Origin of the sequence: Bradyrhizobium genomosp. III (assembly GCF_000261705.1) — a bacterium.
Classification (GTDB): domain Bacteria; phylum Pseudomonadota; class Alphaproteobacteria; order Rhizobiales; family Xanthobacteraceae; genus Bradyrhizobium; species Bradyrhizobium ottawaense.
The window spans coordinates 1-11340 of sequence record NZ_AJQF01000468.1; the positions used below are offsets into that span (position 1 = coordinate 1).

Sequence of the window (11340 nt, forward strand, 5' to 3'; positions counted from 1 at the left end):
GGGACGCTTGAGCGCGATGCGGCGGGCGAGCGCCAGCTTCACCGTCCGGCTCACCGAGATGTTGGCGGGCGAGCCCGACGTGGTGTAGCCGGCGCGCTGGATACCCTCGCTCTCGGTCTGCGCGATCTTGCGCTTGGCGAGATCCGGCAGTTCGAGATCGTCGAGGAAGAGATCGACGAACTCGTCGCGGGAGAGCACGAAGCGGAAGGCGTCCTCGCTGTCGCCTTCGCCCGGGCCGGAATTCTTGGCGCTGCCCTGGCCGGAGCGCTGCAGATAGTCGCCCTCGATGAACTTCTTGTTCCCGGGCAGCACCATGTCGCGCGTTCCGCCTTCGCGGCGGAAGCGCGGCTCGTGCATGCCGTCGAGCGGGATCGTGACCTCACCACCCTCCAGGACGTCCTTGATGTCGCGTTCCTGCGAGGTCTTCTTGACGGCGCCCTGCACCAGGGATTTGGCCCGACGCAAGAACCGCTGGCGGTTCTCAAGACTCTTGCCGCCTGGATTCAGGCGCCTGTCAATAATGTGAATGGGCACTTTACCATCCGCCTCAACCGGCCTGCTTCACACGCATGTACCATTCGACGAGCCGGCGAACCTGACGCTCGGTGTAGCCACGCTCCACCATGCGTGCGACGAACTCGCCGTGCTTCTTCTCCGTCTCGCCGTCCTTCTTCGATCCGAAAGAGATGACCGGAAGCAGGTCCTCGACTTGCGAGAATATCCTCTTTTCGATCACGTCGCGAATCTTCTCGTAGGAGGTCCAGGTCGGATTTTTGCCACCGTGCTGGGCTCGCGACCGTAACGAGAATTTGACGACCTCGTTGCGGAAGTCCTTGGGGTTGGCGATGCCCGCCGGCTTCTCGATTTTGGTCAGCTCCTGGTTCAAAAGCTCGCGATCGAGCAGCTGGCCGGTGTCGGGATCCTTGAAGTCCTGGTCCTCGATCCAGGCGTCGGCATAGTCGACGTAGCGGTCGAACAGATTCTGGCCGTAATCCGAGTAGGATTCCAGGTAGGCCTTCTGAATCTCGTTGCCGATGAACTCGGCGTAGCGCGGCGCCAGATCCGCCTTGATGAATTCGAGATAACGCTTCTCGACCTCCTCCGGCAGCTGCTCGCGGCGGATCGACTGCTCCAGCGCGTACATCAGATGCACGGCGTCGGCGGCGACCTCCTGCGGATCGTGGTTGAAGGTCGCGGCCAGGATCTTGAAGGCAAAGCGGGTGGAGACGCCGTCCATGCCCTCGTCGACGCCGGCGGCGTCGCGGTATTCCTGGACGCTGCGCGCCTTCGGATCGGATTCCTTCAGGCTCTCGCCGTCATAGACCCGCATCTTGCCGAACAGGGTGGAGTTCTCGTGCTTGCGAAGGCGCGACATCACCGAGAACCGCGCCAGCGTCTCCAGCGTCGAAGGCGCGCAAGGCGCCGACGCGAGCTCGGAGCCCTGGATCAGCTTCTCGTAGATCTTCTGCTCCTCGGTGACGCGCAGGCAGTACGGCACCTTGATGACGCAGATGCGGTCGATGAAGGCCTCGTTGTTCTTGTTGGCCTTGAAGCTCGACCACTCGGCCTCGTTGGAATGCGCGAGGATGACGCCGGTGAACGGGATCGCGCCGATGTTTTCGGTGCCGATATAGTTGCCTTCCTGCGTCGCAGTCAGCAGCGGGTGCAGCATCTTGATCGGCGCCTTGAACATCTCGACGAACTCGAGCACGCCCTGGTTGGCGCGATTGAGGCCGCCGGAATAGCTGTAGGCGTCGGGGTCGTTCTGCGCGTAGGTCTCGAGCTTGCGGATATCGACCTTGCCGACCAGCGAGGAGATGTCCTGGTTGTTCTCGTCACCGGGCTCGGTCTTGGAGATCGCAATCTGGCGCAGCCGCGACGGCTGGATTTTTGCGACACGAAACTGGGAGATATCGCCGCCGAAGGCTTCCAGCCGCTTGTAGCACCACGGGCTCATCAGGCCGGTGAGACGACGGCGCGGAATGCCGTATTTCTCTTCCAGCATCGGGCCGAGCTGATCGGGATCGAACAGGCTGAGGGGGCTCTCGAACACGGGCGAGAGTTCATCGCCGGCCTTGAGCACGTAGATCGGATGCACTTCCATCAGCGACTTCAGCCGCTCGGCGAGCGAGGATTTGCCGCCGCCGACCGGGCCGAGCAGATAGAGGATCTGCTTGCGCTCTTCGAGACCTTGCGCCGCATGGCGGAAGAAACCGACGATGCGCTCGATGGTTTCTTCCATGCCGTAGAAGCCGGCGAAGGCCGGATAGGTACGGATCGTACGGTTCAAAAAAATACGGCCAAGGCGGGTATCCTTGGCCGTGTCAATCGTCTGGGGGTCACCGATCGCCGCTAGCAGTCGCTCGGCCGCGTTCGCGTATTTCATGGGATCGCTTCGACACGATTCCAGATATTCCGCCATCGACATGTCGTGTTGGCTTCTCGCCTCGAACGACTTAGCGAAAGCGTTGAATAGAGAATCGTTGTACATGATCCCTCTCCGCGTGAGTTCCGCTACAAGCTGAAACGAAAGCAGTTGCCGGACCGTTCCTCAGGCCGTTTCGAATCAGCGTGAGCACATGACGATCATTGGACACCCGGGTGCAGACACGACGCAACGCACAACGTAGGCACTCGTTGAGTTACGAACAGGCACCTGCCCGTATTTTGTGCGAATCTCTGTCTATATTGGCTCATTTCCACAAAATGTCACTCGGTCGCAACATCCGGGCGTTACCGGGGATGAGACCATCCGGCGTTGCAGCATAGCGATCGGCGAGCGGCGATCTTATGACGCTTGTACGGCGAAGCCTTGAGCGCCGCCTTGGTTACCACCTTGGGTGCCGCGTTCATCTTCCTGCTGCAATGCGGCGCGCGGAGTGCTGGCAGCGTGACAGTCGCGGCAAGCGCGCAGCAATGTATCAAAATCGGTCGCCAGGCCGTCCGACAGGATGACGATGCGATCGTTTCGCGCGCAACGGGCCAGATCGCGGATGCCGCAGAGCTGCTGCTGCAAAGCCGGCGTCGGCGTCAGCACGATCATCTTGTGGCCGCGGCTTTCCTCAGCCGAAATCTCTGCAATCGAATCCCACGGCAGAAATTCATTGCCGATGCGCAGATCGCGGATGCCGTAGGGGGTGACGACCACGACCGCCCCCCGTTCGGCGGGCAGCATCCAGATCAGCCGGCAGGTCACCAGGCCGAACAGCACGACGCCGGCATAGCCGAGCGTCGTGTCGTAGTCGCCCAAACCGTCCCACAAGTCGAAAGCGAGGCTCGCGCTGAGCAGGGTCATCGCAAACCCCGCTGCAACCAGCAGCCGCAACTGCGTCGCGCATCGCCTGATTTCGAGATCGCGGGATGCGTCGATGGTCATGGCAGATTGCTGGCTGTCGGCGACAGCAAACGCCAGACCTTCAGGATGGGCGTGCATGCTCTTCCCCAGCATGGCCATTCGCGGCCGAACCACGATGCACCAGACGGACCGGAATCCGCTGATGGCACTCCACGCAGCCACTGGCTGACGACGAAGCGGCCGGCGTTACGCAAGGAGACCCGGCCGAACCTTCGGCCAACGACTTATTACGCAACAACCGCTACTGCCGCCCGGATCGCCATGATCGCGACGGAGTTACACTGGAGGGTATGACGCCTGTACCCTTGATTGGTTCCCTCCCGGGAGCATGTAAGCTAGAGGATAGCGCGTCAGGACCGGCGCGGAAACCCCTCGCCCGCAGGCTTGGAGATAAATAAGCATCATGAATCCCGTCAAAGAACTGGAAAAGCACGGACAAGCCGTCTGGCTGGACTTCCTGGCCCGCGGCTTCATCGCCAAGGGCGACCTGAAGCGGCTGATCGAGACCGACGGCGTCAAGGGCGTCACCTCCAACCCCTCGATCTTCGAGAAGGCGATCGGCAGCTCGGACGAATATGACGCCCCGATCGGCAAAGCGCTGAAGCGCGGCGACCGGACCGTGGCCGACCTGTTCGAGGCCGTCGCGATCGAAGACATCCAGAACGCGGCCGACGTGCTGCGCCCGGTCTATGACCGCCTCAAGGGCGGTGACGGCTATGTCAGCCTGGAGGTCTCGCCCTATCTCGCCATGGACACATCAGGCACGGTCACTGAGGCGCGCCGGCTCTGGAAGGACGTTGGCCGCAAGAACCTGATGGTGAAGGTGCCGGCGACGCCGGAGGGCCTGCCGGCGATCGAGCAGCTGATCGGCGACGGCATCAGCATCAACATCACGCTGCTGTTCTCCAAGGCGGTCTACCTCCAGGTGGCCGAAGCCTACATCGCCGGCCTCGAAAAATACGTCGCAGGCGGCGGCGATCCCTCGCATGTCGCGAGCGTGGCCAGCTTCTTCGTCAGCCGTATCGACTCCGTGGTCGACAAGCAGCTCGACGACAAGATCGCCCGCGCCAACGATCCGTCCGAGAAGGAGCGGCTCGCCGCGCTCAAGGGCAAGGTCGCGATCGCCAACGCCAAGGTCGCCTACCGGGACTACAAGCGCCTGTTCTCGGGTCCCCGCTGGGACAAGCTCGCCGCCAAGGGCGCCAAACCGCAGCGGATGCTGTGGGCCTCCACCGGCACCAAGAACAAGGATTACAGCGACGTCCTCTATGTCGAAGAATTGATCGGCCCCGACACCATCAACACCGTGCCGCCGGCAACGCTGGATGCGTTCCGCGACCATGGCAAGCCGCGCGACAGCCTGGAAGAGAACGTCGAGGACGCCTACCGAGTGCTGGAAGAGCTGGAGCGCTCCGGCGTCTCGCTCGACGCCATCACCGAAGAGCTCGTCAAGGACGGCGTCAAGCTGTTCGCGGACGCCGCCGACAAGCTCTACGGCGCCGTCGCCCACAAGCGCGCCACGGTGCTTGGGCCCGCGCTCGACCGCCAGTCTCTCTCGCTCGGCGACGGGCTCGGCAAGGCGATGGCCAAGAGCACGGAGGAATGGCGTGCATCGGCCAAGATCCGCAGGCTGTGGCAGCGCGACAAGTCGGTCTGGACCGGCACGGACGAGGACAAATGGCTCGGCTGGCTCGACAGCGCCGCCAAGGCCGACGTCGCCGATTACGAGGACTATGCCGGCCGCGTGAAGGGGCAAAAGTTCTCCGACGCCGTCGTGCTCGGCATGGGCGGATCGAGCCTCGGGCCGGAGGTGCTGGCCGAGACTTTCGGGAAAAAGCCCGGCTTCCCAAAATTGCACGTGCTGGATTCCACCGATCCGGCGCAGGTGCGGGCGATGGAGGCCCGGATCGACATCGCCAACACCGTGTTCATCGTCTCCAGCAAGTCGGGCGGCACCACCGAGCCGAACGCGATGAAGGACTATTTCCATGAGCGCGTTGCGCAAGCGCTCGGCCCGAAGGCGAAGACGGGCTTCCGCTTCATCGCGGTGACCGATCCCGGCTCATCGCTGGAGAAGGCCGCCAAGAAGCTGAACTACGCCCGCATCTTCCATGGCGAGCCCTCGATCGGCGGACGCTATTCCGTGCTGTCGCCGTTCGGCCTCGTGCCGGCGGCGACCGCCGGCATCGACGTCAAGACCTTCGTCAAGCACGCGCTCGCCATGGCGCGCTCCTGCGGACCGGACGTGCCGCCGAGCGAAAACCCGGGCGTGCAGCTTGGCCTTGCCATCGGCCTCGCCGGCCTCGAAGGCCGCGACAAGGTGACGATCCTGTCGTCGAAGAAGATCGCCGATTTCGGAGCTTGGGCCGAGCAGCTCATCGCGGAATCGACCGGCAAGGAGGGCAAGGGCCTGATCCCGATCGAGGGCGAGCCGCTGGGCGACCCTTCCGTCTACGGCAACGACCGGTTCTTCATCGACATCCGCGTCGAAGGCGAAGCGGACGCCGCCCACGACTCCAAGCTTGCCGCGATCGAGGCGGCCGGCCATCCCGTGGTGCGCATCGTGATGAAGTCGATCGACCATCTCGGCCAGGAGTTCTTCCGCTTCGAGATGGCGACCGCTGTGGCGGGCTCGGTCCTCGGCATCAACCCGTTCGACCAGCCGGACGTGGAAGCCGCCAAGATCAAGACCCGCGAGCTTACCGCGTCGTTCGAGAAGACCGGCGCGTTGCCGGAAGAGCAGCCGGTGGTCAGCACCGATGAGGCCGATCTCTACACCGACGAGGCCAACGCCACCGCGCTGCGCGCCGCCGGCGCCAACGGCGACCTCACCTCGTGGCTGAAGGCGCATCTGTCGCGCTCCGGCGACGGCGATTACGTCGCCCTGCTCGGCTATGTCGCGCGGGACAAGCTGACCATCGACGCGCTCCAGGCCATGCGGCTCGAAGTCCGTGAGAAGCGGCAGGTCGCAACCTGTGCCGAGTTCGGACCGCGCTTCCTGCACTCCACGGGGCAGGCCTACAAGGGCGGACCCGACAGCGGCGTGTTCCTCCAGATCACCGCTGATGATGCCAAGGACCTGGCGGTACCCGGCCAGAAGGCGAGCTTCGGCGTGATCAAGGCGGCGCAGGCACGCGGCGATTTCGACGTGCTCACCGAACGCGGCCGGCGCGCGCTGCGCGTCCACCTCAAGGGCGGGCTCAAGAAGGGCCTCGCGGCACTCAATGCGGCGCTCAACGACGCGCTGAACTAAGGGAATATTGCAGATGCAACTCGGCATGATCGGCCTCGGCCGGATGGGCGGCAACATCGTTCGCCGCCTGATGCGCCAGGGACATTCGACCGTGGTCTATGACAAGGACGCCAAGGCCGTCGCGGGCCTTGCCGCGGACGGTGCGGTCGGCTCCTCGACGCTCGAAGACTTCATCTCGAAGCTCGAGCGGCCGCGCACGGCCTGGGTGATGCTGCCTGCGGGGCACATCACCCAGACCACGATCGAGACCATCGCGGGCGTGATGCAGGCGGGCGACGTCATCATCGATGGCGGCAACACCTTCTGGCAGGACGATGTCCGCCGCGGCAAGGCGCTGAAGGAACGCGGCATCCACTATGTCGACGTCGGCACGTCGGGCGGCGTCTGGGGCCTCGACCGCGGCTATTGCATGATGATCGGCGGCGAGAAGCAGGTGGTCGACCGGCTCGATCCGATCTTCGCCGCGCTGGCGCCCGGCGCCGGCGACATTCCACGCACGGAAGGACGCGAGGGCCGCGATCCCCGCATCGAGCAGGGCTACATCCATGCCGGCCCGGTCGGCGCCGGCCATTTCGTCAAGATGATCCACAACGGCATCGAATACGGCCTGATGCAGGCCTATGCCGAAGGTTTCGACATCCTCAAGAACGCCAATATCGAGGCTCTCCCGGCGGATCACCGCTACGATTTCGATCTCGCCGACATCGCCGAAGTGTGGCGGCGCGGCAGCGTAATCCCGTCCTGGCTGCTCGACCTCACCTCGACGGCCCTCGCCGACAGTCCGCAGCTGACGGAATATTCCGGCTTCGTGGAAGATTCCGGCGAAGGACGCTGGACCGTGAACGCGGCGATCGACGAGGCCGTGCCGGCCGAAGTTTTGACCGCGGCGCTCTACACACGTTTCCGTTCCCGCCAGGAACACACCTTCGCCGAAAAAATTCTCTCCGCGATGCGCGCAGGTTTTGGCGGCCACAAGGAGCCGAAGCAGCCGGGCGCCGCGAAGTCCAAATAAGAGCTCAGTAAGCGTACCAAGCGAAGGCCGACAATTCGTGACAAAAGACCCGCAAGTAAAGCGCAAGCCGGAAAATTGCGCCTTCGTCATCTTTGGCGTGACCGGCGACCTCACTCATCGGCTGGTGATGCCGTCGCTCTACAATCTGGCGGCCGAGCATCTGTTGCCGGAAAAGTTCTGCGTCGTCGGCGTGGCCCGCAGGGGGCAGTCGGATGACGAACTGCGCAACAGCCTGTTGAAGGGACTGCGCCAGTTCGCGACCCGTCCCGTGGACGACGACATCGCAAAGAAGCTGCTGGAATGCGTGACCTTCGTCGAGGCCGATCCGAAGGACCCGCCGTCGTTCGATCGCCTGCGCGAGCACCTGGATTCGCTGGAATGCGCGCAGGAAACCGGCGGCAACCGACTGTTCTATCTGGCGACGCCGCCCACTGCGTTCGCACCGACGGCGCGCGAGCTCGGCCGCACCGGCATGACGAAGGAGAACGGCGCCTGGCGGCGGCTGGTGATCGAAAAGCCGTTCGGGACCGACCTCGCCTCGGCCAAGGCGCTGAACGCCGAGTTGCTGAAGATCATGGACGAGCACCAGATCTACCGGATCGATCATTATCTCGGCAAGGAGACCGTGCAGAACATCCTGGTGCTGCGCTTTGCCAACGGCATGTTCGAGCCGATCTGGAATCGCAACCACATCGACCACATCCAGATCACGGTGGAGGAGAAGCTCGGCGTCGGCCACCGCGGCGGCTTCTACGATGCCACCGGGGCGCTGCGCGACATGGTGCCGAACCATCTGTTCCAGCTGATGTCGCTGGTGGCGATGGAGCCGCCGGCGCGCTTCGACGCCCATTCCGTGCGCTCCGAGAAGGCCGAGGTGCTTACGTCGATCCAGCAGCCGAGCCGGGAGGATGCGCTGAAGAACTCGGTCCGCGCGCAATATCTCGCAGGCCGCGTCGGCGATGACGAGATCCCGGACTACCGCAAGACCCAGGACGTCAAGCCCGGGAGCAGCACCGAAACCTTCGTTGCGCTGAAGCTTATGATCGACAATTGGCGCTGGGCCGGCGTGCCCTTCTATTTACGCACCGGCAAGGCGCTGGGCCACAAGCGCACCGAGGTCGCGATCAAGTTCAAGCAGGCGCCGCTGTCGATGTTCTCAGGCACGACAGTCGATCGCCTGTCGCAGAATTTTCTCACCATCGGCATCGCACCGACTGAGACCATCGAGCTGCAGTTCAACGCCAAGATCCCCGGACCGAGCGTCACCATCGACGGCGTCGAGATGAAATTCCGCTATGGCGATTATTTTCGGGCCGATCCCTCGACCGGCTACGAGACGCTGATCTACGACTGCATGATCGGCGACAACATCCTGTTCCAGCGCGCCGACGGCATCGAGGCCGGATGGCAGGCGGTGCAGCCGTTCCTGGACGCCTGGAAAAGCGCGGGCACCAACGGCATCGAGACCTACGAAGCCGGCAGCGACGGCCCGGCCTGCGCCGACGAGCTGCTGCGGCGCGACGGACGAAGCTGGCGGAAATTTTCGTGATGGCGGCGGCCGGACCGCCGGAGCTGATCGTCGCGGCCGACGCCGGGGCGCTGGCGCAGGCCGCGGCCGAACGGGTGATGGCGCGGATCACGGCCAACCCCTCCCGCATCGCGATCTGCCTCACCGGCGGCTCCAGCCCGAAGAAGCTCTATCAATTGCTCGGCAGCGACCCCTGGCGGGGCAAGATCCCGTGGGACCGCGTGCACTGGTTCATCGGCGACGAACGCTTCGTGCCCGACAGCGATCCGCTCAACAACATGGCGGTCGCGCGCGCGACCTTTCTCGACCGCAATGCGCCTTCCGGCCATATCCACCCGATCCCGACCACGGCCGACAATCCAGACCGAAGCGCTGAGGCCTATGCGCGCGAGCTGCAGGCCTTCTACGGTTCTGAAAGTCTCGATCCGGCGCGGCCGCTGTTCGACCTGGTGCTGATGGGCGCCGGCCCCGACGGCCACACCGCCTCGCTCTTCCCGGGCTTCCCCGAAATCGAGGAGACCGAACGCTGGGTCGTCGGGGTGCCCAAGGCCAATGTCGCGCCTTTCGTGCCGCGGGTCTCGCTCACTTTGCCCGCTTTGGCGTCCTGCCGCGAAATGCTGTTCGAGATTGCCGGGCATGACAAGCAGCCGATCTTGACGCGCATCGTCAATGGCGAGACTCTGCCGGCCTTACGCGCGCGCTCGAATGGTGAGACCGTCTGGCTGGTCGACAGGGCCGCGCTTCCGGAGGACATTCGTGGCGGGCGTTGAAGCACCTTGTGCATTGATCGTGATGGGCGTGTCGGGTTCGGGCAAGAGCACGGTTGCGGAAGCGCTCGGCGAGCGGCTCGGCTGGCGCTTCGAGGACGGTGACAGCTTTCATCCCGCCAGCAACGTCGAGAAGATGCGGGCCGGCCATCCCCTCACCGACGAGGACCGCTGGCCCTGGCTCAACGCCATCGCAGACGAGATCGCACGGGTGTGCGACGAGGGCGGGCATATCATCATCGCCTGCTCGGCGCTGAAGCACACCTATCGTGACGTGCTGCTGCGTGGACGCGACGACGTCCGCTTCGTGTTCCTGAAGGGCACCAAGGAGCTGATCGCCGAACGGCTCGCGCAGCGCAGGGGTCATTTCATGCCGCCTGGGCTACTGACGAGCCAGTTCAACACGCTGGAGCCGCCGGAGGCGGGCGAGCACGTCATCACCGTCTCGATCGACGAAACCGTCGAAGCGATCGTGGACGGGATCGTACGGCAGCTGAAGCTGGGCGGGGCGAAGCGCTGAGATTTGGAAACCTGAAGGTTCTGTCATGACGCAAATCTCCCTCGTGGTCTCCGACGTCGACGGCACGCTGCTGACCAAGGACAAGACGCTGACGGAACGCGCGAGGGGTGCGGTGCAGCGGCTGCACAAGGCCGGCATCGGCTTCACCATCACCTCCAGCCGTCCCGCCATCGGCATGCGCTTCCTGATCGAGCCGCTGGCGCTCTGGCTGCCGGTCGGCCCCTTCAACGGCTCCTCGATCGTCGATCCCGAGATGCGGCCGGTCGAACAGCACCTGATCCCGGCCAGTGCGGCCGAGCGGTCCTTGCAGATCCTCCGCGAATTCGGCGCCGACATCTGGCTGTTCACCACCGACAAGTGGCTGATCGACAACCCCAGCGGTAAATACGTCGCGCACGAGCAGCATACGATCCGCTCCGATCCCACCATCGTGACGGACTTTTCGCCTTACCTGTCGAGCGCCTGCAAGATCGTCGGCGCCAGCGCCGACGCCGCCGGCCTCGAGGCTTGCGAGAAGGCGATGCAGGAGGCGCTCGGCAGCGAGGCCACCGCGGTGCGCTCGCAGACCTATTATCTCGACATCACCCCGCCGGGCTTCAACAAGGGCACATTCGTGGAGGCGATGGCCAGGCGCCTGGGCATTGCGACCGGCGCCGTCGCCACCATCGGCGACATGCAGAACGACCTTGCGATGTTCGCCGTCAGCGGCATCTCGATCGCCATGGGCAACGCCACCGACTACGTCAAGGACCAAGCGACGCACGTCACTGCGAGCAACGAGCAGGATGGCTTTGCCGAGGCGATGGAGATGATCTTGAAGTGGAATGGGGTGGGCTGAGCTTGATGTGAAGAGCCTCGACAGGCTCCTCCACTGCGGTGCGTTCCCTCCCCTCTTGTGGGGGAGA

The 11340-nt window shown here is 64.2% G+C and carries 9 protein-coding genes; 6 read left to right on the forward strand and 3 right to left on the reverse strand.

Translation table 11 applies throughout. The features are described from left to right. The 3 genes from IC66_RS0136970 to IC66_RS0136980 all read right to left on the reverse strand — a co-directional run. Nucleotides 1-534 (reverse strand): DUF444 family protein (locus tag IC66_RS0136970; RefSeq protein ID WP_157158164.1); only part of this gene is annotated, 534 nt, incomplete at its 3' end. A gap of 13 nt (nucleotides 535-547) precedes the next feature. Continuing rightward, on the reverse strand, nucleotides 548-2491 hold the full coding sequence (locus IC66_RS0136975) for a PrkA family serine protein kinase (protein ID WP_028145664.1): 1944 nt from the start codon (nucleotides 2489-2491) through the stop codon (nucleotides 548-550). Nucleotides 2492-2788: 297 nt separating this feature from the next. Next, a complete protein-coding gene (locus IC66_RS0136980; protein WP_028145665.1) occupies nucleotides 2789-3454 on the reverse strand; it encodes an STM3941 family protein in 666 nt (221 codons plus the stop codon). A 304-nt stretch (nucleotides 3455-3758) separates the two neighbouring features. Between IC66_RS0136980 and IC66_RS0136985 the strand changes: the two genes are divergently transcribed. Genes IC66_RS0136985 through IC66_RS0137010 form a run of 6 tightly spaced genes read left to right on the forward strand, consistent with a single transcriptional unit; the run spans nucleotide 3759 to nucleotide 11273 of the window. Beyond that, a complete protein-coding gene (locus IC66_RS0136985; protein WP_038950965.1) occupies nucleotides 3759-6608 on the forward strand; it encodes a bifunctional transaldolase/phosoglucose isomerase in 2850 nt (949 codons plus the stop codon). A 13-nt stretch (nucleotides 6609-6621) separates the two neighbouring features. Further along, on the forward strand, nucleotides 6622-7620 hold the full coding sequence (gene gnd, locus IC66_RS0136990) for a phosphogluconate dehydrogenase (NAD(+)-dependent, decarboxylating) (protein ID WP_028145667.1): 999 nt from the start codon (nucleotides 6622-6624) through the stop codon (nucleotides 7618-7620). 37 nt (nucleotides 7621-7657) lie between these two features. Continuing rightward, on the forward strand, nucleotides 7658-9169 hold the full coding sequence (zwf, locus tag IC66_RS0136995; protein ID WP_028145668.1) for a glucose-6-phosphate dehydrogenase: 1512 nt from the start codon (nucleotides 7658-7660) through the stop codon (nucleotides 9167-9169). After that, a complete protein-coding gene (pgl, locus tag IC66_RS0137000) occupies nucleotides 9169-9918 on the forward strand; it encodes a 6-phosphogluconolactonase (protein ID WP_038950966.1) in 750 nt (249 codons plus the stop codon). Before zwf ends, pgl begins: the two co-directional genes overlap by 1 nt. Continuing rightward, a complete protein-coding gene (locus tag IC66_RS0137005) occupies nucleotides 9905-10435 on the forward strand; it encodes a gluconokinase (RefSeq protein WP_038950967.1) in 531 nt (176 codons plus the stop codon). Before pgl ends, IC66_RS0137005 begins: the two co-directional genes overlap by 14 nt. A 25-nt stretch (nucleotides 10436-10460) precedes the next feature. Beyond that, nucleotides 10461-11273 (forward strand): Cof-type HAD-IIB family hydrolase, encoded by an 813-nt coding sequence (locus tag IC66_RS0137010; protein ID WP_028145671.1) that lies wholly within the window; start codon nucleotides 10461-10463, stop codon nucleotides 11271-11273. Nucleotides 11274-11340: the final 67 nt, after the last annotated feature.

Coding starts and splice junctions, on each gene's coding strand:
- IC66_RS0136975 (WP_028145664.1), bottom strand. CDS start 2,491: ATGTACAACGATTCTCTATTCAACGCTTTCGCTAAGTCGTTCGAGGCG.
- IC66_RS0136980 (WP_028145665.1), bottom strand. CDS start 3,454: ATGGCCATGCTGGGGAAGAGCATGCACGCCCATCCTGAAGGTCTGGCG.
- IC66_RS0136985 (WP_038950965.1), top strand. CDS start 3,759: ATGAATCCCGTCAAAGAACTGGAAAAGCACGGACAAGCCGTCTGGCTG.
- gnd (WP_028145667.1), top strand. CDS start 6,622: ATGCAACTCGGCATGATCGGCCTCGGCCGGATGGGCGGCAACATCGTT.
- pgl (WP_038950966.1), top strand. CDS start 9,169: ATGGCGGCGGCCGGACCGCCGGAGCTGATCGTCGCGGCCGACGCCGGG.
- IC66_RS0137010 (WP_028145671.1), top strand. CDS start 10,461: ATGACGCAAATCTCCCTCGTGGTCTCCGACGTCGACGGCACGCTGCTG.